This window comes from Nonomuraea sp. NBC_00507, from assembly GCF_036013525.1.
GTDB lineage: Bacteria > Actinomycetota > Actinomycetes > Streptosporangiales > Streptosporangiaceae > Nonomuraea.
This window is the reverse complement of the sequence record NZ_CP107853.1, coordinates 3443389-3467442: the sequence shown is the minus strand read 5'-3', so window position 1 is coordinate 3467442 and position 24054 is coordinate 3443389. Positions and strand designations below refer to the sequence as shown.

Below are 24054 nucleotides of genomic sequence, written 5' to 3'. Positions count from 1 at the left end.
GAGACACATCGTGACGCTGGATCTCACCCCCGACGAGCTGCTGAGCACGACCCGCGCCGTGCGCAAGCGCCTGGACCTCACCCGCCCGGTGCCGCGCGAGCTGATCGAGCAGTGCGTGGACCTGGCCGTACAAGCCCCGACCGGACGCAACCGGCAGCGCTGGCACTTCATGGTCGTGACCGAGCCCGAGCAGCGGCAGGCCGTGGCCGACATCTTCCTGCGCGCTCTGCCGCTGGCCACCGGGCAACCGCTGACCGAACGCGACGTGCGGCGGATGAACTACCACCCCGGCTCCACCGAGCGGGTCTTCGACGGCCTGCGCCACCTGGCCGACAACATCCATCAGGTGCCCGCGTTCGTCATCCCGGGCGTGGAGGGCCGCACCGACCGCGCCCCGGCGGCCGTGCAGGCGGGGGCGTGGGGATCGATCCTGCCGGCGGTGTGGAGTTTCATGCTGGCCGCCCGGGCGCGAGGCCTGGGCACCGTGTGGACCACCGCGCAGGGACCGCTCGAACGGGAACTGGCCAAGGTGCTCGGCGTGCCGTACGAGGAGGTCATGCTGGCCGCGTTCATCCCGCTGGCCTTCACCCTCGGCACCGACTTCAAGCCCGCTCCCCGCATCCCGCGCAAGGAGGTCCTGCACTGGGAACGGTGGTGAGCACGCTGGCCAGGCCGTCCCGACCCCAGGGGCGGCCTGGCAAGCGGCGCTGGACCACGGGCCGGGTCGCCAGGGGGGCGACTTCCCCCGGGCGACCCGACCTCATTGGGCCTCGGAGAACGCCTACGCCTCCCGCGAGTGATCGGTGACCTCGGGGAAGTCCTCGACGGGCGCTGGCGTGGGGGCCTACAAGGTGGCGCGCAGGCAGGATCATGTTCAGGCTGCTTGGTCCTCGAGATCGAGGGCTGGCCGCGCCGGGCTGCCTGATCGAGGTGGACGCGATAGCGGCCGTCGATTAGCCGGCCGTCGCAGACCCTGCCCAGGTCGCCTCCTGCTACGCGCCTGAACATGTCATCAAGGCACCACCCCCGCGTCGTCGAAGAACTTGCCGGTCGGTCCGTCGTCGGGCAAGGTCGCGAGCCGGATCGCGATCGCCGCACCGTGCTCCGGGGTACGGACGCCGCGGAAGCCGTTGAGGTCGGTCGCGGTGAAGCCGGGGCAGGCCGCGTTGATGGAACGTCTTCGACGGCGCGTACGCGACGCTGATCGGACCCGTCTCGGCGCCCGGAGTGGTCTGCAGGGTGAGCGAGCCGACGCTGCTGGACATGTTCACGATCCGCGGCGACGCCGAGCGGCGCAGCAACGGCAGCATCGCGTTGGTGACACGGATGACACCGATCACGTTGGTCTCCACGGCCACCCAGGCTGTCCCAGAGCTCGGCACCAGGTCAGTAGCCGCTTCCCCGGCCCAACGGGCCGAAAGCCACGCTCTTTTCCTGCTCCAGAACCTGACCCTGTGGTCCGTACGCGGTCACCGTGACCGGCGGGGAATCCAAGATCGTAGGCGGCTCGTCGTCGCCATCCTGGCGATCCCTGACCAACTTCCCCAGCACCCGGGCGATGAAGAACCCATCGGCCACACGCGCATCGGTACGCCGCCCGTCCGCCCAGTCGATTTCGACCCGCCGCACACTGGCACCGACCCGGCCGACGACGACCCGGTAGACGTCGTCTTTCTGAATTCGCTCCGGCCCCACCGCGTACGAATGCGCGTGCGAGGTGTAGGCGTCCACCTGGACATCACCTGAGAAGCCCGTGAGACTTCCCGGAGACTTGAACCCCCAGTAAGTGAAGACCGCTCGCTCCGCGAAATCCGTCTGCTCGGTCGGCGTGCACAGCACGAAGCCGGACTGGCTCCCGACCAGGGCGGTCGTCCCGCCCTTGTCCTGGTACTCCACCAGCAGCCGGAAGTCCTTGACCGTCCCGTGCTCCGGGATGCGCCGATTGCCGTCCATGTTGTGGACGGGACCTCCTTGAGGCATGCATTCGCGTACGAGTCGCAACTGCTCAGGGGTGTTGTCCGGCAGTCTCATCACCTTCGCCGCCGTGTCCGGGCCGGAGCCGCCGGGGGGAACCACGATCACCGTCGCGATGACCGAAGCGGCCGCCGCGAGCCCGGCCAGCGACCAGGACAGACGCCGGCGTCGCAGCGAGACGGTCCGCGCCCGGCTGACGTAGCCGAGCACGTCAACGGGCCTGGCCTCGTCCGCCATCAGCCGCAGTTCCTCGGCGATCTGCTGTTCGTCGATCGTCATCTCATGCCTCCAGGGTGACGGTCTCGCCAATGAGCTCGCGTAGCCGGGTGACGGCTTGGTGGGTCTGGCTGCGCACGGTCCCTACCGAGCAGCCCATGATCTTGGCGACTTCGGACTCCGAGAGGTCCTCGTAGTAACGCAGCACCAAGACCGCTCTTTTCCGGGCCGGCAGGATCCGCAGCGCCTGGGCCAGGGTGATGCGGGTCTCGACCTCGCGGGTCCGGTCATCCGCGGCCCGGTCAGGGGGTGCTGGGACCACGCTCTCGCGATCCCAGCGCCGGCTTCGCCAGCGGCCGACCTGTTCGTGGTACATGATCCGGCGCACGTACGCCTCCGGATTGTCACGGATCCGCCGCCAGTGTCTGGCCGTCTTGGCCAGCGCCGTCTGCAGCAGGTCCTCGGCGGCGTGCTGGTCGTTGGTCAGCACGTAGGCGAGCCTGATCAGGCTGTCGGAGCGGCCGACGACGAACTCGGTGAAATCTCGCTGCTGGTCGGGGTTCAAGGGCTCTCCTCGGTCTCACCCTTATAGATGGAGGCGGGCCCGCGAATCTATGGTGTGTTGCCCTAACCCGCCGATCCCGGAGATCGCGCGAGAGCTTGGCCGCGCGCCCTTCACCATTAGCCGGGAGATTCGCCGCAACCGGCGCCCTGGCAACGGCCAGTACCGGCCGCACGCGGCCCAGGCCCGCGCCGACGTGCGCCCGCCTCGCCCCAAGCCCAGCAAGATCGGGCAGAACCCCGAGTTACGGGCATGCATTCAAGATCATCTGCACCAGCACTGGAGTCCGGAGCAGATCTGTCTGAGCCAGCGCAAGAGCTTCTCCGAGCGGGTGGAGATGCATGTGGGCCACGAGACCCTCTACGTCCGAGGCCGCGGCGCGCCGCGAGCTGACCCGGGGCGCTGCGCACCGGCTGCGCCCATCGCCGCCGACATGCCCGTCTACTACGGCGTCCCGGCGAGCCCGTGGACCGAGAAAGACACTCACCATGCTGCGCGCAGCCAACAATTGATCGTTCGTCGCCTGGAAGGTGTGGATGTGCAGGTGAATCTGCGGCGGTGGCGGCACCGTGGGCGCGTTGGGCGTCAGGCGGGTTCCCGGGTGCGGGCCAGCCACGCGGTGAGGCTCAGCAGCGCCGCCGTCGCGACGGCGACCGCCGTCAGACTCGCCAGATCGGTGAACCACGACCGCATGACAGTGACGAGGAGGAACGGCGTCAGGATGGCAGCCGTCCGCCGGCCCGCAGGAGAGCGCAGCGCCAGCACCGCCACCGTACCGATGGCGGCCAGCATCAGGACGGACTCGTAGACGTCGAGCAGCAGGAGGCTCACGACGTACGCGGCCAGCACCCCGCCCACCCAGGCCAGCAGCCGCCGGGACCCCACAGGGCCGGGACCAGGCGACGGCGCGAGGGTCAGCATCGCCGCGCAGACGCACGCCGGGAGGGCCGCCAGCAGCATATTGGCAGCGATCAACGGCCGCCCCGAGACGAGAAGCACGTCGCCCATCACTATGGTCCCTTCGGGCAGGGACAGCAGCCGGGCCATCATCGCGCCCGCGTGCAACGCCGCTATGGCCCACGCGCAGGCGATCGCCGCCCATCGCCGCCCCAGCCACGCCAGAAGCACGACCAGCCCGGACGGCAGCGCATAGACGAGCACCGGGAGGGCCTGGTCGAAGGCTAACCGGCCAGCGAGCGCGGCAGCGCGGGACAGGCCGGCGCCGAAAAGCGCGAGAGGGGCGAGGAGGGCGGCCAGGTCGACGGCGCCCGCCAATGCCGGCGCGACCCGGGCGGCGCGACCCGGCGCAGCCGGATCGCCAGGCCGCCGCGCACCAGATCGAACGCGTCCCGCCCGGACGGGCGACTTTGGCCTGGAGCCGAGGCCGCCAGCAGCACGGCGAGCATCTCCTCCTCGTGCCGCGCCCGGTGGTCCTTCGGGTACCAGGTCAGCAACCGGCGGTAGCGCCGTTCCAGCGCGGTCACGAGGCGCCGCCGAGGGACGGCTGCGCAGCGGCCGGGCTGCGGCGCAGCCGCGCGGTGGCGGTGTCGGCGTTCCGGCGCAGTCGTTCGGCCTCGGCCGACAGCCGGGCCGCGCCCTCGATGGTGAGCCGGTAGTAACGCCGGGCCCGGCCGCCCACGACCTCCTCGCGGTCGGTCTCAATCAACTGCTCGTCCTGGAGCCGGTCGAGCGCGGCGTACAAGGTGCCGGCGCGCAGCCGCACCCGCTCACCGGAGATCTTCAGGACGTCGGTGATGATGCCGTAGCCGTGCTGCGGCCCGGCCGCCAGGGCCGTGAGGATCAGGAACGTCGGCTCCTGCATCGACCTGTTCTTCATGCGATCGATATATACCGACAATCTTCCTATAGTGCAACGCCGGGACGTAGTGTTCGACGGACACCTGCTCCGCGGCTCCCCAACCCAGGACGAACCCGATTCGGAAACTCCTGAAACGACAAGATCCCGCACCCTCATCTGCCGGCGACGCCTCACCTCAGTGCGTAAGCAGCTCTAAGCCACCTTCGACGAGGACGCCACCCATGTGTTGCAGGATCCCGGGTCGCCGGTGCGGAAACCGGCCCGGATCCAATGCTTGACGTTGTCGTCCCAGACGTATCCCAGGACCTTGTTCCAATCCTCGGTGGTCCTGCCCTTGATCGGCCAGACGCTCTGGATGAAGGCGCCACCCAGACATTCGATCTGCAGGTACATGCGCCGGTCCTGCTCCTGATGCTCGGCCTTGCTGCCGGCCCTGAGGTCTTCGCCGGCGTCGTAAAGGCCGGTCAGCTTCTGCACGTGGTAGCCGTACATCAGCGCGGCCTTGTTGAAGAGCAGGAGGTCGGACGGGGACGCCAGCCAGGAATGGCCGAGTTTGAAGGACAGGGTGCGGTCCCAGTCGCAATACCACACCTCGGAATCCCGGCTGCCTTCCTCGTCGGAACCGCAGTAGTTCTTGGGCAGGCGCTTCACGTACCGAACCTTGACCGGCTCATACGGCAGGCCGGCCTTTTTCAGATACGGCCCCCACGTGTTCTCCAGACAGCGGATGACCTCGTCAATGTAGGCGCGGGCCTGCCCGGAGTTGTGCGGCTCAATCGGCAGTTCGTCGCATGTCGTCGGCGGCAGCGGGCCCGCCTCGTACAGCGCGTTCTTGGTGAGGACGGGGTTTTTCACCGGAAATGCCGAGGCGTTCGCGGACGCCGTTCCGGCTAAGGGAGTGATGAGGGCGCAGGCGAACGCCGCGATCTTAAGAAGCTTCACGTCGGGCGAGAATAGGGCTCCTATAGACGGCCGGTCAACGTCCGGCAGCGTCTCGGCGTCCTGCGCGGGCCAGTTGAGCCTTCCATTCCCTCGGAGAAGAGCCCAGATGCCTTTCCCTATTCCCTAAAACTGGAACGCTTCTGGAGCGCGGCTACCGACATCTCGCCCTCCGCCCCTGCCCAGGGGACGTTCACATCGCGGAGGTCGATCGGCTTCGCACGCTGAGCGCGACGGACGTGGATGTCGGCGCATACCCGCTTGTGGATGGCCACTAGACTCGACGGCCGTGGTGGACACTCAGTATGAAGATCTGTTGCGGCTGGTACTCACCTCTGGGACGACCAAAGCCGATCGGACAGGCACCGGCACCCGAAGTGTCTTCGGGCACCAACTACGCTACGACCTCTCACAGGGGTTCCCGCTGGTCACCACCAAAAAGGTGCACCTCAGGTCCATCGTGTACGAGCTGTTGTGGTTCCTGCGCGGCGACTCGAACGTCGCCTGGCTGCATGAACACGGCGTCACCATCTGGGACGAATGGGCCGACGCGAACGGCGACCTCGGCCCGGTCTACGGCGTGCAGTGGCGCGCCTGGCCCACCCCGGACGGCAGGCACATCGACCAGATCAGCGATGTTCTCGACACTCTGCGCCGCGACCCGGACTCCCGCCGGATGATCGTCTCCGCCTGGAACGTCGCCGAGCTGCCCAAGATGGCACTCGCGCCCTGTCACGCCTTCTTCCAGTTCTACGTCGCCGACGGGAAGCTCTCCTGCCAGCTGTACCAGCGCAGCGCGGACCTATTCCTCGGCGTGCCGTTCAACATCGCCAGCTACGCCCTGCTCACGCACATGATGGCGCAGCAGGCCGACCTCGAGCCGGGCGACTTCATCTGGACCGGCGGCGACTGCCACATCTACGACAACCACGTCAAGCAGGTGACCGAGCAGCTCTCGCGTACGCCGTTCGAGTTCCCCGAGCTGCGTCTGCGCCGAGCCGACTCGCTTTTCGACTACGCCTACTCCGATGTGGAAGTGCTCGGCTACCAGCACCACCCGGCCATCAAAGCCCCGGTGGCGGTGTGAACGTCGGGCTGATCTGGGCGCAGACCCTCGATGGCGTGATCGGCGCGGATAACGCGATTCCGTGGCGACTGCCTGAGGACATGGCGCATTTCAAGGCGACCACCCTCGGCCATCCAGTGGTGATGGGACGCAAAACGTGGGATTCACTGCCTTCACGATTCCGCCCGCTATCCGGCAGGCGCAACATCGTGGTGACTCGCGATCCGCATTGGGCGGCCGAAGGCGCCGAACGTGCCGGGTCCATCGCCAAAGCCCTGGAACTCGCAACCGAGCCGTTGGAGCCGGCCGCCTCTGCTGCGGCATGGGTGATCGGCGGCGGAGAAATTTACCGTGCGGCCCTGCCCTATGCCACGACGCTCTGGGTGACTGAAGTCGACACGACGGTGGACGGCGACACCTACGCCCCGATACCGGACCCGACGTGGAAAGTCGCCGAGGACAGAGGCTGGCAGTCCTCGACGTCCGGACTGTGCTACCGCATCCGCAGATACACGCGGTAAGGGTCAACCACACCCCTGATCAACTTCTCAGCTGCGCCCGCCGCCCCCGCGCCACACGAAGACCCTGTTGTGGAGCGTGTGGTCGCGAACCCTCTTGGGCCAACGACGTGTACCCCGTACGCGGCGCGCCGCCGCTTCACGAGAAGGGCGTCAGTCCGCAGCGGACGACCCGGATGGCAAGGCAGGAGATCTCACTCCTTGCCATTTTTACCGTATAGCGGACTGGGGGGCTTGCCGCAAGACCCGGGTCGTGCTGCAGAATCGTCGGCCGGACCAACAACGGACGAAGACATGGGGGCACGACGTGCGTGCGTTGTTCTCGAGACGCCGGTGATTCGACCGGCCGATGCAGGGCAACGGAGCGCGGCTGCCTCGGAGGGATCGCGATGATCGAGCAGTACGTGTTGGGTCTTCAAGAGGTTGACGAAACGCAGGTCGCGGTCGTTGGCGGAAAGGGCGCGCACCTGGGCGTGCTGTCGCGGATCGACGGCATCCGCGTGCCGGCCGGCTTTTGCGTGACGACGGATGCCTTCCGGCGGATCATGGCGGAAGCGCCGTCGATCGACGATCGGCTCGATCAGCTGTCGCGCCTGAACCCGGACGACCGGGAGGCGATCCGCACGCTCAGCGCGGAGATCCGCCGGGCCCTCGAAGGGGTCGCCATCCCGGGCGATCTCGCGGCGGCGATCACCCGCGCTCTCGCCCAGCTCGGCGAGCAAGCCGCCTACGCCGTCCGATCCAGCGCGACGGCAGAGGACTTGCCGACGGCCTCCTTCGCCGGCCAGCAGGACACGTACCTGAACGTCGTGGGCCCGGCCGCGATCCTCCAGTACGTCAGCCGATGCTGGGCCTCGCTGTTCACCGAGCGGGCCGTGACCTACCGCCAGCGGAACGGCATCGACCACCGTACGGTCCACATGGCCGTGGTCGTGCAGCAGATGGTCTTCCCGCAGGCGGCCGGCATCCTGTTCACAGCCGACCCCGTCACGTCCAACCGAAGGGTCGCCTCCATAGAAGCCGGCTTCGGCCTCGGCGAGGCCCTGGTCTCCGGCCTGGTGAACGCGGACGTCTACAAGGTGCGCGACGGCGAGGTCGTCGCCAAGGCGGTCGGCGCCAAGCAACTCGCCATCCACGCCTCGCCGGCGGGCGGGACGCAGAAACAGGCGATCGACCCGGAGCAGCAGGAGCAGCCGGCGCTGACGGATGCGCAGGTCGTGCGGCTCGCGCAGCTCGGCCGGCGGATCGAAGCGCACTTCGGCCGCCCCCAGGACATCGAATGGTGCCTGGTCGACGACAGCTTCCAGATCGTCCAGAGCCGGCCGATCACCACGCTGTTCCCCATCCCCGAGTCCAGCGACCGGGAGAACCACGTCTATATCTCCGTCGGCCATCAGCAGATGATGACCGACGCGATGAAGCCCCTGGGGCTCTCCTTCTGGCAGATGACGACCCCCGCGCCCATAGCCGAGGCCGGCGGCCGCCTGTTCGTCGACGTCACCCAGAGGCTGGCCTCGCCGACAAGCCGCGCCGGCTTCCTGGAGCTCGTGGGGAGATCCGATCCGCTGATCGCAGACGCGCTGCAGACCGTCCTCGATCGTGACGGCTTCATCCGGCCGCTCCCTGACGAGGGTCCCCCCGGGCCACTGGTTGGCGGCGCGCCAGCCGCCCCTATCCAGACCGATCCGGCCATCGTCACCGAGCTGATCGGGCGCAGCGAGGCATCCATCGCCGCGTCGGAGCGCGACATCCGGACGAAGTCAGGAGAGGCGCTGCTCGACTTCATTCGGGCGGACATTCAGGAGCTGAGGCGGATCTTGTTCGATCCGCAGAGCCATCAGGTGTTCATGTCGGCGATGGAGGCCACGTGGTGGCTCAACGAGCAGCTGGAGGCGTGGCTGGGCGAGAAGAACGCGGCGGACACGCTCACGCAGTCCGTGCCCCACAACGTCACGTCAGAAATGGGGCTGGCGCTCCTGGGCGTCGCTGACGTGATCCGACCGTATCCGGACGTGGTGGCGTTTCTGCAGCACATCGAGGACGAGGGTTTCCTGGACGAGCTGCCCAAGCTCGCGGGCGGGCGGGAAGCGCGAGACGCCATCGAGGCCTGGCTCGACAAGTACGGCATGCGCTGCGTCGGCGAGATCGACATCACGCGGCCGCGTTGGAGTGAACGCCCCTCCACGCTCGTGCCCATGATCCTCGGCAACATCAAGAACTTCGAGCTGGGAGCCGGCGAGCGGCGCTTCGAGCAAGGGCGGCAGGAGGCATGGAAGAAGGAGCAGGAGCTGCTGGAGCGCTTGCGTGCCCTGCCGGACGGGCAGCGCAAGGCCGAAGAGACGAAGCGGATGATCGACCGAGTCCGGACCTTCATCGGATACCGGGAGTATCCGAAGTACGGCATGGTCAGCCGCTACTTCGTGTACAAGCAGGCCTTGTTGGAGGAAGCCGAGCGCCTCGTGCAGGCCCACGTACTTCGTGAGAAGGAAGACATCTTCTACCTCACGTTCCAGGAGCTCCACGACGTCGTGCGCACGAACCGCGTGGATGACCAGCTCATCGGCCGGCGCAAGGACGCGTTCAGGTCATATCAAGCACTCACGCCGCCCCGGGTGCTCACGTCCGATGGCGAGGCCATCTCTGGGACGTACCGACGCGACGATACGCCGGCCGGCGCGCTGATCGGCCTACCGGTCTCCGCCGGGACCGTCGAAGGCCGGGCCCGCGTCATCCTGGACATGGCACGGGCCGACCTCGAACCGGGCGACATCCTCGTCACGGCCCACACGGACCCCAGCTGGACGCCCGTCTTCGTCGCCATCGCAGGCTTAGTGACGGAGGTCGGAGGATTGATGACTCACGGGGCAGTGATCGCACGCGAGTACGGATTGCCGGCCGTCGTCGGTGTGGTCGACGCCACCCGACTGATCCGCGATGGGCAGCGGATCCGCGTGCACGGAACCGACGGGTACGTCGAGATTCTGCCTTGACTGATCACACGGAGAACGGTAACTGCGTGAGGTGAGCAGTCCCGTGGCCTTCTCGTTGATGGCGTCCGGGACGTTCACCCACGATCAGAGCGTGACGGCTTTCACCTTTCGCTGCCAGGTGCCGGCAGGTCCGGACGACGGCCAGGACGAGGCGGCGCTTGGCGCGATGGCCGCGCTGGAGACGCACGGGCATCCGCATGAGATCTTGCAGCTCGCGGTGACCGACATGCGCCACATCAAGATCCGCCCCAAGGGGCGCCGGATGTGACCGACGAACGCGACCATCACCGTCGCCGCCTGTTCCCGTACTTGATCCGGCCGGACGTCGTCTACCTGCCGGTCCGTGACATGGACGCCCTCCCGTACGCCCTGGTCGGGCGTGCCGAGACGGAAGACGCCGTGATCCGTGCCCTCGCGCACACCACCCGCGACCTGGGTCCCCAACGGATGCACCGCTGATAGGCCCCCGCTCGGCGATCTCGCCCGACCAGCTACGTCGGCCGACGGCCTTCGATTTCTATGGCGGCCGCGTTCCGGAGGGCCGAGCGACAAGGATCAGTCGGGCGGCGCCAGTTCGAGGTCGGCAAGTGCGGCGTAGTGCATGAACTTGAATGGGTTGAGCATCTGGTTCTGCGCGACCAGCGAATCCAGCAGGCTTTGCCGCAGGCCGACGAGTTCGGGATCGTCGGGATGGCTAAGGAGCCCCAGGTCGACGACATGCAGTGCCAGTGCGTGCTCGCCGCGCCGCGCTAGTTCGAGGCCTGCCGTATTGAAGGCCGCAGGGCTCTCGCCGGCTAGCAGGTTCAGCGCAGCCGCCAGTTCCGCGGGCGCGAAGCGCTCAATGCCCTCGCCCCCTCGGTGCCAGTATCCGGTCCGCTGGCGGTGCACACGTTGAATGAAGTTGTCGCGGGTGACCAGGTACGGCATGACCGAGACAGGATGGTCCTTGAGAACGTCTGGCAGGTGGTTGAGCTGCAGGATCTCGACGAGCGTCAGCCCGTCTGCGATCCCGGCTGCGACGATCCGTTCCAGGTCGCGCAAGGCCGCCAGCAGCCCGGGGAAGGCCTCGATCGTATAGTTGTCGGTCAGCGCGGTGTGCCCGTGGATGAGCTGCCGCGGTCGTAGGTCTATGACCATCTGCATGGCTTCGAACAGACCCTGAGCGGAGCCTTCTGCGAGGGTCGGCGAGCCGAGATAGGGCATGTTCATGTCGCCGGTGAAGGCCACGTCCAGGTTCGGGATGTGGATGACCAGCCCGTCATCGCTTTCTCCTCCAGAGATTGGGATGAGCGTGAAGTCCACGCCGCCGACTGTCAGCTTCTCCTCGTTGTCCACGAGGTGGTCGGGTGTGACGTGGGCACGACGGCTTTGCCCGCGTGAAAGGTAGTATCCGAGCGGCGGTGGGCCGAAGTTCTGCAGCGCGAGTTCGTGGGGGAAGTTCGCCTGCGCGATTACCATGGCGCCGTCGGCCGTTAGGGCATCGAGTCCCCCGACGTGGTCCAAGTGGGTGTGCGTGAGGATCACGTGCGTGACAGGCAGCTCGGTGATTTGGCGTAGTCCACGGAGGGCCGCGGCTGCGTGCTCGGGTGTGCTTGCGGCGTCGATGGCGACCACCCCGTTGTCGGTGACGACGAAGCCGACATCAGAGAAGTCATAGCCCTGCGCTACGTATACGCCCGGCGCGAATTCGACCAGGCGCTGGTGGGCGAAGCGGAACCCGTCGTCGGGATTCGCCCAATAGTCGGTGATCAGGTGGCCGGCTCGGCCACGTGCCTGCGCAGCCGCCTCAGTGCGGCCGAGCAGGTCGTACGCACGTGACAGCGCCGCGTGGACGGGCCGCATGAAACCCGGCGGGAACTGGTCCTTGACCATGAGGACGAACTCCAGATCCGCGACCACTGTCTCCGCGCGGCCGGCGCACTCGGGCAGGCGGGCCAGGGAGATTCCGCGGAAGTAGTGGGGCAGCCCCAGGTCCAGTGAGGTGGCGGCATCGAGCTTGACGATCGCCGCCTCGGCCTGGCCTTCGAGACGGGACTGGAAGGTGCCGGCCAGTGCCAGCAGGAGCCCGTCGCCCTGCGCTCGGGCCGATAAGGCTGAGAAGAACTCGAACCCTTCCCTATCGAGCCCAGTGGTCATGAACTGGTTGGCCAGCACGATTCTGGTGCGTCGGTCGGCGTTCGGCCAGGTCGCCACCTGGGAGAGCGCCGCGATCTCCATGTTCATATCTCTTCTCCGTCCAATCTGACTGATTGCGTTATTCACCGCGTTGGGTGCTGGTCCAGCCGTCGGCCGAGTTCGGCGTGGCGGCCATGCTGCCTGGCGTGGGTGGGGACCCGGGGTGTCGGTGTCGGATGAGGGCGAGGGCAAGGGCGGCGGCAGCCGCCGAAGCGATCATGAACCAGCGGGTGTTGTTGTGGGCGCCGATCACGGTGGACACGGTGGGGGTACCGAAGATGGCGACGAAGGCGGCGACACCGAGGGACGAACCGATTTGGCGGAACATGGTTTGCGCGCCGATTCCGGTGCCCAGCTTCTGCGGCGCCAGAGTTGCGGTTGCGGCGATCGTGAACGCGGGCAGCGCGAGGCCCACTCCGCTACCGGCGATGAGCATGGCGGGGAAGAACCGGGACCAGTAGGTGGGCTCGAGCCCTATGAGCGCGACCCACATCACCGATCCGCTTCCGAACAGCAAGGCGCCCGCACCGCCGACGAGTCCTGGGCCGATGCGCTGCGCGAGCTTGCCGGCGAACGGCGCGAACATCGCGGCCGCGATGGGTCCGGGAGTCAGGGCCAACCCGGCCTGCAGGACCGAGTAGCCCCAGGTCCCGGTGAGGAACAGCACATTGGCGAGCAGCATCGCCGAGAACGCGGCATAGAACAGGGCAGCTGACAGGCTGGACAGCGCGAACGCCGGGACGCGCACGATGCCCAGTTCCAGGACCGGGGCGCGGTGCCGCCGGGAGCGCGCGACGAACCCGGCGGCGAGTACAACCGTGCCGGCAAAGCAGCCGATGACTCGCCCATCCCAGTTCCACGAGTGGCCTTGGACCAGGCCGAGCGCGGCGAGGGAGACGGCGGCGACCAGGACGAGGGTGCCGATGCCATCGGGCAGCGGCGGACGGGCGGGGTCGCGGATCTCGGGCAACACGCGGTATGTGCCGATGAGCGCGATCGCGGCGAGGGGAACGTTGATGATGAAGATCCAGTGCCAGCTGACCTGCGTGAGCAGCCCGCCTAACGACGGGCCTGAGGCAGCGCCGACCGCGCCTAGGGCGGACCAGGCGCCTATCGCGGCGGCCCGGCGCTGCGGTGGGATAGAGGGCAGCAAGAGGCCGAGCGAGGTCGGGGTGACCGCGGCGGCTCCGACTCCCTGCAGGACGCGGGCGCCGATGAGGAAGCCAAGGGACGGCGAGACTGCGCACAGGGCTGAACCCAGGCCGAACGCGGCCAGGCCAACGGCGAAGACCCGTCGCCGGCCGATAACGTCGCCGAGCTTGCCTGCGGGCACGAGCAGGGCGGCGAAGACGATCGCATAGGCGTTCAAAACCCAGGACACGTCGGCCACAGTGGAGTGCTGGAAGTCGGTCTGGATGGCCGGGACGGCGATGTTGACGATGAACACATCGAGGGTGGAGATGAACACCGCCAGCGCCAGCACGGCAAAAACGGCACGGGGTTGACCTGTGCCCGGAGGCGGGCTGAAAGGCGGCGGGCCAGAAGACGGATCCGCAGCTGGGGCGGATGCCTGCGCATCGATGTTAGCCATGACAAACTTTTAAAGTAATAAGACAAGAAAATCAAGTTATTGCATGAGAGTTTCAAGCTAAGCGATAGACTGATCTCATGCGCTCCTACAGCCAGTACTGCTCCGTGGCCAAAGCCCTCGATGTCGTCGGCGATCGATGGACGCTGCTGATCGTCCGCGAGCTCCTGGCCCGCGGTCCCTCCCGCTACACCGACCTGCGCTCCGGATTGCCGGGAATCGCCACCAACCTGCTCGCAGACCGTCTGCGCGAGATGGAGGCCGCCGGCCTCGTGGACCGCGAGGACGCCCCGCCCCCGGTCGCCACCACCTTGTTCCGGCTCACCGATCGCGGCGCCGATCTGGGGGCAGTGATCTTCGAGCTCGGCCGCTGGGGCGTGCCGCTGATGAGCGACTACCGGCCCGACGATGCCTTTCGGGGCCAATGGCTGCGCCTGCCTGTTCGGATGTTCCTCGCCGACCACGAACCCGACCAGTCCCCGTCCTCGATCCAGATCTGCGCCGGGGATCAGACGGTGGTGGTCGACGCCGACGCCGGCCAGGTCTCGCTCCGCCTGGGGGCCGACCCGAACGCCGATGCGACTATCACCGGCCCACCACCGCGCATCCTCGCCCTCTTCAGCGGCCGGCTCCCCCTCGCCGACGCAGAGGAACAAGGCATGCAGGTCACCGGGTCCCGAAAGGCCATCCAGCGCATCCTGCCCCGAGGCGGAGACGCCGCCCGCATGCAACCCTCCTCAACTGCTGAAGGGAAGACGCCGTAGGGGATGCTCCACGTGCCGAGGTGATCTCAGGACAAGAACGGAAGGCGGTTTCTCAACTTCCTGCCTGCGATCAGCAACGACGCCTCGCAAGGCGGGAATGCCCATCCGGGCCGTGCTCGTCTGTCTCCTGCTCTCGATCCACCACAGTGGCAAAGCAACCCTGGCCGAAGCCTGGCGACTGGCCGCCTTCTCCCTGTCCCCGACCGCCCACGAGCACCTCGGGCTCGATCCCGACCGCCTCACCCCGACGATACGCACGCCTGCCTGGCCGACAGCCGGCCTCCTGCGATCCCGCGTACTGGGACCCGAACGCCGATCAGTTCGATCCGCGACGGCGGCCCGGCCCCTCCCAGCACCTTGATGTGTCACAAAGTCTCCTTGCGAAGAGTGCCGGACACCTTGGTAAGTGTCCGGCACTCTTCGGCGTGTTGCAGGTGCCCCACCATCAAGGATTACGGGACTGACCTGGCAGCACGCTGGGTGAGCAATCGAGTCTTTGAGTGCTGCTACATCTCACCGACGTTCCAAGCCCGATCAGCTCGGGAGCGCTGTCCACGCTGACTGACGGCACACGCTGCTACCACTCGCTGGCAAAATCAGCGCCGCTGGGAGCCAGCAACCGCCGTAGCGTCGGTGACGACTGCAGAACGTGGGAGAACATCATGTCGACCGGGGTGTCGACGGTGGGGCCGGGCCGATCGATGTTGCGCGTGTGCCAGGCCTTGATCTGTTCGGCGAGTTCGGGCAGCCGCGGATCGGTGGGGGGCAAGTCCAGTGCGTGGGAGATGGCCCGGTAGAGCTGGACGAATGCTGGATCGTCGAGTGCGGCGTTCTTCGCGGCGACCCATTGGGGGATGGCCTGCGGCGTCTGCGCCACTAACATGATCCAGACGTCGCGTTCCAGGCGAACCAGGCCCTCGGCGACCCCCAGGGCGCGTTCGCGATCGAGGAGATGCACGACGTCGTCCGGCAGAAACAGCCGGTCACCGGCGGCGAGCTCGGAGATCCGCTCGCGGTGCTCGCGCAACTGGTCCATCTTCTCGGCGAGCGAACGGTCGATCTCGGTGATGGCCGCGGCGAACTGCTCCGGTCCTGCGTGCAGAAGCTCGTCGATGCGGGCGAGCGGGACCCCGGCATCGGCCAGGGTCTTGATCCGGATCAGGTCCACGACCGCCGCGGCGCCGTACTGGCGGTAACCGGAGGCATCCCGCTCGGGTTCGGCCAGCAGACCGACATGGTGATAGTGGCGCACAGCGCGTACGGTCACGCCGGCATGCGCGGCGAGCTGGCCGATGGTGAGCACCCGTACTTCCCCCCTTGCTCCCGCCACCTGGAGCGGGTAGTCCGTTGTGATACTGCCAGCAGGCAATCACCCATGTGTCCGGGTACGGCCGCGCGGCCGTACCCGGAAAAGATCATCTCGTGTCGCACATCAGGTGGTCCATCGCGTCGTTGATGAGTTTCTCGGTGGGGAGCGCGTTCTCGTTGAAGACCCACAACGTCGTGAGCAGGACCATCCCACGGCGGCCGTCCTCGGTGAAGCCGCTGTGGGTGCAGTGCCCGGGAGTGTTGCCGGCGTGACCCCAGTACGTGCCGCAGGAGGACTGGAACTGGCCGATGCCCAGGCCGTAGCCTGCGCCGGGGAAGACAGGATCCCATTCGGCAGCGGGAACGGTCTCCTTCATCGCCGCGAGCTGGGCGGGCTTGAGAAGCTCGCCCCCGAGCAGTCCCTGCCAGAACCGCACGAGATCGGCCGCCGTGGTGATGAGATCGCCCGCGGCATCGAACGGGGTGGGGTTCATCTCGGTCGTCTCCACCGGCTCGGCGCTGCCGGGAAACTCCGTATAGCCCATCGGGTGGGGATCCGGAAGCCGCGGATCGTCCCCGGGGGAGAAGGTGTGATCCAGCCCAAGGGGACGGATGATCCGGTCCATCACCTCCCGCGATCGCTCGTTGCCGGTGACCTTCTCAATGATCATCCCGGCCAGGACGTAGTTGGTGTTCGAGTAGCTCCAGCGCCGCTCGTCCGGTCCGGGCAGCCATTTGGGCTCGTGCCGCATGGCGATGGCCACGAGCTGCTGCGAGGTGTACGAGTCGTACCGATGTTCCAGGAAGTCCTTCGTCGTCCAGATCGGAACGTCGTACATGTACTCGGCCAGCCCGCTGGTCTGCTGGAGTAGCTGCTTGACGGTGATCTTGGTGCCGTCGTTGCCGTTGCCGCGGACCATGCCCGGGAGCCAGTCGTCGACGGTGTCATCGAGCGAGAGCCGTCCCTCGCCCACAAGCTGGAGTGCCACGGTGGCGGTGAACGTCTTGGCCGTGCTGCCCATCCGGAAGTAACTGTCGTAGGCGATCGGCCGATCGGAAGCGAGGTCCGCCACGCCGGCGCGAGCGGTCAGCAGTTCCCTGCCGGTGTGCACGGCGGCGAGCAGTCCGGAGACTCCCTTCGCGTGGATGGCCTTCAGGTCGGCCTCCAGCACCGATCGGTCGTATCCGTCGCCTGCCGTCGTCATCGATGTCGTTGAATTCGTCATGGGTCCGATGCTCAACCCCTGACGCAGCGTCAGGGTCAAGTCCCCGCCGGAAACGGCCGGTCGGGTAATGCGGGCCCCTATGGCAGGCCAGGACCCTCGGTACTACCGCCTGGCTTCTTCGGCAGCGGGTTGTGCTCGCGAAGGGCTCCGCCCAGATCGGTTGACGGAGCCGCCAGCCGAGGGCTTCGCCATGCCCACCGGTTCGTCCACCGCGCTCCAACAGTCGCGAGACAGCACCCGAGCCCTTCACCGCGCCCGATCCATGGGCCCAACCCCGGCAGAACCAGACTCGGAACCCCTGAAACGACGAGATCCCGCCCGATCCTGCACCGAGTCAGGGATGGTGATGATCGCTTCCCTCAGCACAACTGATCGTTTCCCAGCTGTTCGGCGGGCCGAATAGCGCCACAAGAACCAGGCCAGATACCGAGGTATGGCGCAGTTGATGGGGATGATCACGGTCGGTGATCGCAAGGCTCAGTTCAGCAGTGCCAGTGACCCCAGTCGGCGGCGCCCTGGACGTCTCGACTGAACGCAAAGCGTGCCGGGAGCGAGTGCGACGCGATCGCCGAGGGCGAACCGTCAGTAGCATAGGTGCATGACGCCTATTACACCCCCCTACTATGCGGTAATCATCACTCAGAAGCTGAAGGACACGGGCCTAGAGGGATATGACGAGATGGCGGCCCGGATGGTCGAGCTTGGCACCAAGTGGCCGGGCTACCTGGGCCGCGAGTCCGTCGCCAGAGCCGATGGCCACGAACTGACGGTGATCTACTACGCCGACGCCGAGTCGATCGCCAGTTGGAAGGCCGACGTCGAGCACCTGGAGGCGCAACGGCTCGGACGCGAGCGCTGGTACGAGTACTACGACGTTCGGATCGCCCACGTCGAGCGCGCCTACAGTTTCAGAGCCTGAACCTGGCGGCCCCGTCCGGGGAGCCCACCGCGTTGATTGCCGCGCGCCAGCCGTACTTCCTGCAGTCGATGCGCGGCCAGCGGCAGCATGCCGCCAACGGCTACCGGCACGGCCCGCCCTGCTACGGCTACATCGCCGTCGTAGACGAGGACGCTCTTCCTGCTGGTGCATTGCGCGGGAATCTCTCCCGTCGAAGCCGTCGCCGAGGCCGGCCCTGAGACGTGCGGCGGACGCTGGCGGTGAACGTGGCCTCCGCCGCCGAGCTGGTGCGGCTGACGTTGCCCGCGTTGCGGCGGTCCAGGGGGCATGTGATCTTTGTCAACGCCTCGCCCGGGATGACCGGTGTGCCCCGCTGGTCGGCGTTCGTCGGCAGCAAGGCGGCGCTGCGGGAGTTGGCCGATTCTCTGCGTGAGGAGGAGGCCGCCCATGGGATACGTGTCATCACGGTCTATCCCACAGCGACGGCGACCGACCTGCTGGGGGAGGTCAGGAGCGCCTTCGGGCGCCCGTACGATCCCCAGCTCTGCATCCGGCCGAAGACGCTGGCGGCGATGATCGTCTGGGTGCTGAGCGCGCCGGCTGACTCCTACGCCTGCGAGTTGTCCGTCCTGCCGTCGCCGCGCTGAGTCCAATGCCGGGGAGTGGGCCGCCTCCCTTTCGCGACAATGTCGACCACGCCTACCGCCACGGCGTCCGCTACATCGCCGAGCCGGGTGGTTCGATCCGGTCCGCGGAGGTGCACGACGCCTACCGGGGCGCCAGATCGCGCTCGCCCGCACCGGCCTTCGGCTGTCCCCCATGGACGATGCGTGGGCTGAAGGATCTTTAAGCCCCGTAGTGACTGCCAGTGCTTTGGCCGTTTACATGGCGTGAATGCGGCAGGTGGGTAGGGCTGTTCGGAAACCCCTGAAACGACGAGATCCCGCCCGATCCCGATGATCAAATCCCGTCAACTTCAGTCCAGCCGTCTCAAGAATGGCCCTGGGTTGGTGGGGTGTTCACGAGTCAGCCTGAACTGGTACGGAAGCAAGGCTCTGAAGATCGCTTCCCGGACTCAGGTTGATCGTTTCCCGAGGTCGAGGCTGTTTGGACGGCCTAGCTGCGGCTCCTGTCGGCTGCGGGGATGCAGGGCGCCCGCTCAGCGGGATTTGGTGAGTGACCATTGGGATACCGCCATGAGCAGAGCGGTCAGCCCCGCCGCAGATCATCACGGTGGAGACCGAGAAGGAGTCGACGACGCGGCCTCCGAGGAAAGCGCCGAGGGCAGCAGCCGCTCGGGCGCATGCCGACGCCTGGTCACGCCTGACCGCGAAGGCGTTCGAGCCCGTCCAAGAGCAGGTCGAGAGTGAACTCGAACTCGACCTGACTGTCGCACCAACCCAGCGTGGCGTCGGCGACGTCGTGGATCTCGTTTGCCACCATCGCGGTCAGGTGAGGCAGGGCCTCGGCCATCGCGGCGAACTCTGCCTCCGCGACGTCGACCTCAAGGCTCCCCCCCGCCGACGCGGGAGTGAAGATCTCCTGCGCGAACCCGAAAGGCAGGCTGCCGAACGCGTGCAGTGCCCGGTGCGCGATTCTGTAGGAGAATCCGGTGCCGACCAACGTGCCCACGATCCCGTCATAGTACGCGTACACGCCGACCGGGATGGTCGGGCGCGAGACGATCAGCCCGGGCGCCCACGGATGACGCAGCATGACTTCACGCGCCGCCAGGAACCGCTGCCGCAACCGTGTACGCCAGTCTCCCTCAATCGCAGTCGCGTCGAGGTGGCTTACCGCGGCATCGATCTGATCGATCACGCTCTCAACGAGACCGTCGAGCAGGGCCTCCTTGCCGGGCAGGTGATAGTACAGCGACATGGCCTCGACGCCGAGATCGGCGGCGAGGCGACGCATCGTCAGCGCCTGGATCCCCTCCGCATCCACCAAGGCGACCGCCGCCACCAGCACGCGCTCGCGACTCAGCGGCTCCCGAGATGCCTTCCCTCTCACCCGACTCCCAACTCTTGTCAGCACCTTACATGGTATGGTTGTCTTACGCTGTAAGGTAGTCCCGTTCGGTCGACCAGCCGATCGCACGAGCCGGCACAGCGTCTGAAGGAGCCACCATGCCCGCGCTGATCCGCACTGCCCGCATGACCGGGTTGCTCTACCTCGGCCTCGCCATCACCGGCGCACTCGGATTCCTGACCATCCGGCCGCAACTATTCGCGGCCGACGATCCCGGTGCAACGCTGGCCCACCTGGTCGCGAACGAGTCGCTCGCGCGCGCCGGGGTCGCTCTTGAGCTGCTCATCGTCCTCACTCAGGCGCTCACCGCCCTATGGTTCTACCGCCTGTTCCGCACCGCAGACTCCCTTGCCGCCAGCGGCATCGCCGCCTTCGGCCTCGTCAACGCGGTCGCGGTCCTCGGCAGCGCGGCGCTGCTTGCGGCGGCGGTTGAGGTCGCGCTCAACCCGGTCGGCGACGCGGCAACGACCGTCCAACTCCTGTACCTGGTCAGCGGCCACCTATGGGGCGTGGGCGCGCTCTTCTTCGGCCTGTGGCTCATCCCCATGGGCTCCTGCGTGCTCCGCTCCAGGTGGATGCCGCGCCCACTGGGCTGGGTGCTCATCATCGGCGGCATCGGCTATGTACTCAGCGCGTTCCTCGGGTACCTCGCTCCCGAGGCAAGAGTTGTCGCTGACGCCCTTGTGTATCCCGCGACCGTGGGCGAGTTCTGGATGATCATCTACCTGCTGGCCCGCGGCGTCCGCCGTCACGCCCTCGACCAAGCGCCGCAGGCGCACGCGGCGGCACCCGCGTCGATGTGATGTCGAACCCCGCCTCCGGCACGGCCACCCCCCGCAGGGGCCATCTGAGTCACCCAGTCCGCGCCCCCATCCCGGCCGCCGATTCCGACGCTCTCCTGACCGGGCTGGTCGCTCACCCTGCTCCGTACGGCAGTTCCCAGGTGAGGGCCAGAGGTGTTCACGAATAGGCCCGACCCGGGACGGAGGGGCAGCGTTGAAGATCGTTTCCTGGAGAAGAGGTGATCGCTTTCCAGGTAGGCCCTCGTCAGACCGCTTGGCCGGTGGCCCGCGAAATGCTTTCGCGTCCAGGTTGGTGATCTCTCTACGCTGGCCTCATGACGTGGCGTTGCGTGCTCGATGAGCAGCCTGAACTGAGTGAGCGGTGGCAGGCGAACTGGCCAGATTGTCCGCCTGTCGGCCATGAGCTGAAGCGGTTCTACGGCTCACGCTGGGTTCGCCTCCCGTGGCTCCTCCCCGGGGCTGGAGAGGAATCCCATGATCGAGTATCTTCCTGACGACAATGACGGGCGTTTCCCCGAGGACACCCCCGTCCTCGTCAGTTATCCCCTACGCGATGACCAGAACGACGATCGCGACTCGTGGCCGTGGCTGCCGGGCACTGTCCTGGCTCAGTGCGGTCCCGACGAGTGGCGGGTAGTCGTCGAGGTGCCACCTCTGGCTATACCTGACCCCAGCGTGCCTAACGGCGACGGCCCGGAAAACCTGCTCTATCCCGCTTGCTTCCGCGACGCGACCGAGATTCGCGCCGCCAGCATGCACGTGTGGCAGCGCGCGCGGAACGAGGTGGTGAACGGCTGATCCTCGGCCAACAGTCCACCGTCGCCCGTCGGCGGTGGACTGTTGGTTCGACTAATTCTGCGGATCAGGGCCGCAGGTTAATTCTCCCTTTGCCTCCGGCGTCAGAGGGGCATCAAGCCAGGCTCATCTTCTGGCTCTGGCTCTGGCCTTGGTGCTGGCGGTCGTGCTGGCGGTCGCGCTGGGCTTGGTGCTGGCGGTCTTGCTGGGCTTGATGCTGGCGGTCTTGCTGGACTTGGCGCTGGCGGTGGCGGTGGCGACCCTGGGTGAAGCCCTCTGCAGGAAGCTCGCTGATCGTCAGCGAGGGCGTTATCAATCTCTGTTGGTCGGGATCGCGGGAGTTGGAGTTAGGGTCGTTGGTCAACTGCCTCTGGCCAGTGCCGTTGGCGTTCATCACCCAGATCTGGAAGGTGCCGCCACCGCGGTTGGTGTCCCAGAGGATCTTGGCGCCGTCAGGAGACCAGGCGGGGTGCTGGTTTTGGGTCATGGTGTCGTTGGTGAGGTTGACCCGGCCGGTGCCGTCGGGGTTCATCACGAAGATGTTCCAGAAGTTGTTGTTGGGATCGTTGGCGCCGCTCTCGAGGGTGACCTTGGCGCCGTCCGGGGACCAGTAGGGATCGGCGTTGAAGGGGGGCTGGTCACCTGGCTCTGGTTGGTGCCGTCGGCGTTCATCACCCAGATGTCTTCATCGTTGTTGAGAGTGCCTCGATCAAACTCGATCCTGGTGCCGTCGGGCGACCAGGTGGGATGTTGGTCGTGCAGCGGAGGAGCGGGGTTGGTGAGCCTGGTCGGCCCCGAGCCGTCGGCGTTCATGACAAAGATCTTGTAATTGCCGCCGTCCCTGGTGCTCGCGAAGGCAATCTTGGTGCCGTCGGGCGACCAGGCCGGATGGACATCGTCTCCCGGGTCGTTGGTGAGCCGTGTCAGCCCCGAGCCGTCGGCGTTCATCGTGTAGATCTCGAAGGTGTCGCCGCCGTCCCTGGTGCTGGCGAAGGCAATCTTGGTGCCGTCGGGCGACCACATCGGATAGCGGTTACTCGTGGGGGCGGAGGTGTCGGTCAAACGGGTCGGGTTGCCTCCGCCAGCAGACCACCTCCTCCGCCGCAAGCCCGGCTGTGACCGTTGGCGTCCAATGTGGCGCTGGTGGTGCTGCAGCCCCGCTCCGTGGCCATCCCCAGCGCTGGGGCCACCCCGTTGCGACCTACCCCGCAGGCAGGGACCCGATGCCAACGCAGGCCTGCGGCGGCACCACCCTGGGCTACGACTGCCACGGCAAATCGCCACGCATGTGGGGCTACTGGGACTCCGCCACCGCCGTCATCGGCAGCCTCAAGGAGATCACCACCAAGTACGGCACGGCCTATCTGGAGAACTGGTACTCCAAGACGTGCGGCACGAACTGGGCCAGGCTGAAGATGCCCGACTCCTGGTCGGCCAGGCTCGAGATCCTCTCCAGGGAGGCCAGGCTCTGCCACCCGGCCGGCTGCACCAGCTACAACACCACCATCCCGCCCCTGTACACCGACATGATCTTCGGCATGAACACCCCCGTCACCGCCCAGGCCTTCATCAAACTGCCCTCGGGCGAAGAGAAGAAGGTAACCACAGACACCACGGCGGGGTGACGAAGACCACGCCGCGGAGCCGTCATGTGGATCCGAAGCCGCCTCCCGTACAAACGCGAACTGAGACCCTGGTATCTCAGGGCTCTGAGCCTGGTTCTTGCTGGGTTCGGGTGATCTTGGCTCCCTGTTCGGAGATCACGTCTCCGACGGTACGCTCGCCAGTGCTGCGGCGCTCATCGTCTTGCCGCATGAGAATCCGGGCGCAGATCACGGCGGAGCCGAGGAGTACCGGGATCATGAGCTGTGCGACAAGCTGGAGTGTTCCGGTGAGGACGAAGAGGCCGAGCAATCCCGCAGTCAGGGACGCAGCGAGTAACAACCAGACAGTTCGCCAACGCATCCGGGTTCCCCTGTCGCTAGCAGCCGATCATCTAACGAACCCAACGGCCGGAGTTGAGTCGTGGTTCCTTCCCGCACCCTCGTAGTCCTCGGCCTCACATGACCAAGGAACCGAACAAATCTCCACTATGCCGAAGCCCTGGGGGTGAGGGACTCCTGAGGGGAGATTGCCCGACCGATGATCACCAAGGGTGCCCAGACCATGAACACCATCTTCGGCGACAGCCGACACGGGTAGAGAGTCCGACTGAGATGGCTCCCCGATTGGCTCCCATCGACTCCCAGACAAGGGAAAAGGGGCTCCGGATCAACTCCGAAACCCCTTGTTACCTGCAACTTCCTGGTGGAGATGAGGGGATTCGAACCCCTGACCCCTTCGATGCGAACGAAGTGCGCTACCGGACTGCGCTACATCCCC

The 24054-nt window shown here is 66.8% G+C and carries 26 protein-coding genes, 1 tRNA gene and 1 pseudogene; 13 read left to right on the top strand and 15 right to left on the bottom strand.

The window, feature by feature from the left end:
* The first annotated feature begins 10 nt into the window (after positions 1-10).
* The gene (locus OHA25_RS17470; RefSeq protein WP_327588626.1) at positions 11-658 is read left to right on the top strand and encodes a nitroreductase family protein; all 648 of its coding nucleotides are present in this window, start codon (positions 11-13) and stop codon (positions 656-658) included.
* A gap of 334 nt (positions 659-992) precedes the next feature.
* On the opposite strand, the gene OHA25_RS17465 is transcribed toward OHA25_RS17470, so the two are convergent.
* From OHA25_RS17465 to OHA25_RS17455, 3 genes are read right to left on the bottom strand one after another with little or no spacing between them, the layout of a single operon-like run.
* Positions 993-1352: a hypothetical protein gene (locus OHA25_RS17465; protein WP_327588625.1), complete on the bottom strand. Its 360-nt coding sequence runs from the start codon at positions 1350-1352 to the stop codon at positions 993-995.
* Between the two features lie 34 nt (positions 1353-1386).
* The gene (locus tag OHA25_RS17460) at positions 1387-2253 is read right to left on the bottom strand and encodes a hypothetical protein (protein ID WP_327588624.1); all 867 of its coding nucleotides are present in this window, start codon (positions 2251-2253) and stop codon (positions 1387-1389) included.
* 1 nt (position 2254) lies between these two features.
* On the bottom strand, positions 2255-2755 hold the full coding sequence (locus tag OHA25_RS17455) for a SigE family RNA polymerase sigma factor (RefSeq protein WP_327588623.1): 501 nt from the start codon (positions 2753-2755) through the stop codon (positions 2255-2257).
* 73 nt (positions 2756-2828) lie between these two features.
* Here OHA25_RS17455 and OHA25_RS61400 point away from each other — a divergent pair.
* Positions 2829-3146, top strand: a pseudogene (locus OHA25_RS61400) (transposase); the annotation flags it as partial.
* A 191-nt stretch (positions 3147-3337) separates the two neighbouring features.
* Here the strand turns inward: OHA25_RS61400 and OHA25_RS17450 are convergent.
* The 4 genes from OHA25_RS17450 to OHA25_RS17435 form a co-directional block, all read right to left on the bottom strand.
* The gene (locus OHA25_RS17450; RefSeq protein WP_327588622.1) at positions 3338-3913 is read right to left on the bottom strand and encodes a hypothetical protein; all 576 of its coding nucleotides are present in this window, start codon (positions 3911-3913) and stop codon (positions 3338-3340) included.
* A 20-nt stretch (positions 3914-3933) separates the two neighbouring features.
* On the bottom strand, positions 3934-4236 hold the full coding sequence (locus tag OHA25_RS17445) for a hypothetical protein (protein WP_327588621.1): 303 nt from the start codon (positions 4234-4236) through the stop codon (positions 3934-3936).
* The gene (locus OHA25_RS17440; protein WP_327588620.1) at positions 4233-4589 is read right to left on the bottom strand and encodes a PadR family transcriptional regulator; all 357 of its coding nucleotides are present in this window, start codon (positions 4587-4589) and stop codon (positions 4233-4235) included. The genes OHA25_RS17445 and OHA25_RS17440 overlap by 4 nt, the downstream gene beginning before the upstream one ends.
* A 174-nt stretch (positions 4590-4763) precedes the next feature.
* Positions 4764-5513 (bottom strand): hypothetical protein, encoded by a 750-nt coding sequence (locus OHA25_RS17435; protein WP_327588619.1) that lies wholly within the window; start codon positions 5511-5513, stop codon positions 4764-4766.
* 286 nt (positions 5514-5799) lie between these two features.
* On the opposite strand from OHA25_RS17435, the gene OHA25_RS17430 reads away from it, so the two are divergent.
* The 5 genes from OHA25_RS17430 to OHA25_RS17410 all read left to right on the top strand — a co-directional run bounded on the left by OHA25_RS17430 (position 5800) and on the right by OHA25_RS17410 (position 10543).
* Positions 5800-6597 carry a thymidylate synthase gene (locus OHA25_RS17430; RefSeq protein WP_327588618.1) on the top strand — a complete coding sequence of 266 codons (798 nt, stop codon included), beginning with the start codon at positions 5800-5802 and terminating at the stop codon, positions 6595-6597.
* Positions 6594-7097, top strand: a complete 504-nt coding sequence (locus tag OHA25_RS17425) for a dihydrofolate reductase (RefSeq protein ID WP_327588617.1) — start codon at positions 6594-6596, stop codon at positions 7095-7097. The genes OHA25_RS17430 and OHA25_RS17425 overlap by 4 nt, the downstream gene beginning before the upstream one ends.
* Before the next feature lie 386 nt (positions 7098-7483).
* Positions 7484-10084 (top strand): rifamycin-inactivating phosphotransferase, encoded by a 2601-nt coding sequence (rph, locus tag OHA25_RS17420; protein WP_327588616.1) that lies wholly within the window; start codon positions 7484-7486, stop codon positions 10082-10084.
* Positions 10085-10127: 43 nt separating this feature from the next.
* Positions 10128-10352 carry a DUF6204 family protein gene (locus OHA25_RS17415; protein ID WP_327588615.1) on the top strand — a complete coding sequence of 75 codons (225 nt, stop codon included), beginning with the start codon at positions 10128-10130 and terminating at the stop codon, positions 10350-10352.
* Positions 10349-10543, top strand: a complete 195-nt coding sequence (locus tag OHA25_RS17410; RefSeq protein WP_327588614.1) for a hypothetical protein — start codon at positions 10349-10351, stop codon at positions 10541-10543. The genes OHA25_RS17415 and OHA25_RS17410 overlap by 4 nt, the downstream gene beginning before the upstream one ends.
* 96 nt (positions 10544-10639) lie before the next feature.
* Here the strand turns inward: OHA25_RS17410 and OHA25_RS17405 are convergent, their stop codons facing one another.
* Together OHA25_RS17405 and OHA25_RS17400 are read right to left on the bottom strand one after the other, a co-directional pair.
* Positions 10640-12307, bottom strand: a complete 1668-nt coding sequence (locus OHA25_RS17405) for an MBL fold metallo-hydrolase (protein ID WP_327588613.1) — start codon at positions 12305-12307, stop codon at positions 10640-10642.
* A 31-nt stretch (positions 12308-12338) separates the two neighbouring features.
* Complete coding sequence (locus tag OHA25_RS17400; protein ID WP_327588612.1) at positions 12339-13742, bottom strand: MFS transporter; 1404 nt, start codon at positions 13740-13742, stop codon at positions 12339-12341.
* A gap of 185 nt (positions 13743-13927) precedes the next feature.
* Between OHA25_RS17400 and OHA25_RS17395 the strand changes: the two genes are divergently transcribed.
* Positions 13928-14611, top strand: a complete 684-nt coding sequence (locus OHA25_RS17395) for a winged helix-turn-helix transcriptional regulator (protein WP_327588611.1) — start codon at positions 13928-13930, stop codon at positions 14609-14611.
* A gap of 577 nt (positions 14612-15188) precedes the next feature.
* On the opposite strand, the gene OHA25_RS17390 is transcribed toward OHA25_RS17395, so the two are convergent.
* Together OHA25_RS17390 and OHA25_RS17385 are read right to left on the bottom strand one after the other, a co-directional pair.
* Positions 15189-15914, bottom strand: coding sequence for a MerR family transcriptional regulator (locus tag OHA25_RS17390; protein ID WP_327588610.1), 726 nt, complete (start codon positions 15912-15914; stop codon positions 15189-15191).
* A 112-nt stretch (positions 15915-16026) separates the two neighbouring features.
* Positions 16027-17145 (bottom strand): serine hydrolase domain-containing protein, encoded by a 1119-nt coding sequence (locus OHA25_RS17385; RefSeq protein ID WP_327588609.1) that lies wholly within the window; start codon positions 17143-17145, stop codon positions 16027-16029.
* Positions 17146-17743: 598 nt separating this feature from the next.
* On the opposite strand from OHA25_RS17385, the gene OHA25_RS17380 reads away from it, so the two are divergent.
* Entirely contained in the window at positions 17744-18064 is a 321-nt protein-coding gene (locus OHA25_RS17380; RefSeq protein ID WP_327588608.1) for an antibiotic biosynthesis monooxygenase family protein, read from the top strand.
* A 221-nt stretch (positions 18065-18285) separates the two neighbouring features.
* On the top strand, positions 18286-18690 hold the full coding sequence (locus OHA25_RS17375) for an SDR family NAD(P)-dependent oxidoreductase (RefSeq protein ID WP_327588607.1): 405 nt from the start codon (positions 18286-18288) through the stop codon (positions 18688-18690).
* 670 nt (positions 18691-19360) lie between these two features.
* On the opposite strand, the gene OHA25_RS17370 is transcribed toward OHA25_RS17375, so the two are convergent.
* Positions 19361-20014 carry a TetR/AcrR family transcriptional regulator gene (locus OHA25_RS17370; RefSeq protein ID WP_327588606.1) on the bottom strand — a complete coding sequence of 218 codons (654 nt, stop codon included), beginning with the start codon at positions 20012-20014 and terminating at the stop codon, positions 19361-19363.
* A 158-nt stretch (positions 20015-20172) separates the two neighbouring features.
* Here OHA25_RS17370 and OHA25_RS17365 point away from each other — a divergent pair, with 158 nt between their 5' ends.
* Entirely contained in the window at positions 20173-20877 is a 705-nt protein-coding gene (locus tag OHA25_RS17365; protein ID WP_327588605.1) for a DUF4386 domain-containing protein, read from the top strand.
* A 474-nt stretch (positions 20878-21351) separates the two neighbouring features.
* Positions 21352-21675 (top strand): hypothetical protein, encoded by a 324-nt coding sequence (locus tag OHA25_RS17360; RefSeq protein WP_327588604.1) that lies wholly within the window; start codon positions 21352-21354, stop codon positions 21673-21675.
* Between the two features lie 112 nt (positions 21676-21787).
* Here the strand turns inward: OHA25_RS17360 and OHA25_RS17355 are convergent, their stop codons facing one another.
* On the bottom strand, positions 21788-22204 hold the full coding sequence (locus OHA25_RS17355; RefSeq protein WP_327588603.1) for a TolB family protein: 417 nt from the start codon (positions 22202-22204) through the stop codon (positions 21788-21790).
* Positions 22204-22734, bottom strand: coding sequence for a TolB family protein (locus OHA25_RS17350; RefSeq protein ID WP_327588602.1), 531 nt, complete (start codon positions 22732-22734; stop codon positions 22204-22206). Before OHA25_RS17350 ends, OHA25_RS17355 begins: the two co-directional genes overlap by 1 nt.
* Positions 22735-22895: 161 nt before the next feature.
* Here OHA25_RS17350 and OHA25_RS17345 point away from each other — a divergent pair, with 161 nt between their 5' ends.
* Positions 22896-23297: a DUF2690 domain-containing protein gene (locus OHA25_RS17345; protein ID WP_327588601.1), complete on the top strand. Its 402-nt coding sequence runs from the start codon at positions 22896-22898 to the stop codon at positions 23295-23297.
* 680 nt (positions 23298-23977) lie between these two features.
* On the opposite strand, the gene OHA25_RS17340 is transcribed toward OHA25_RS17345, so the two are convergent.
* A tRNA-Ala gene (locus tag OHA25_RS17340) sits at positions 23978-24054 on the bottom strand.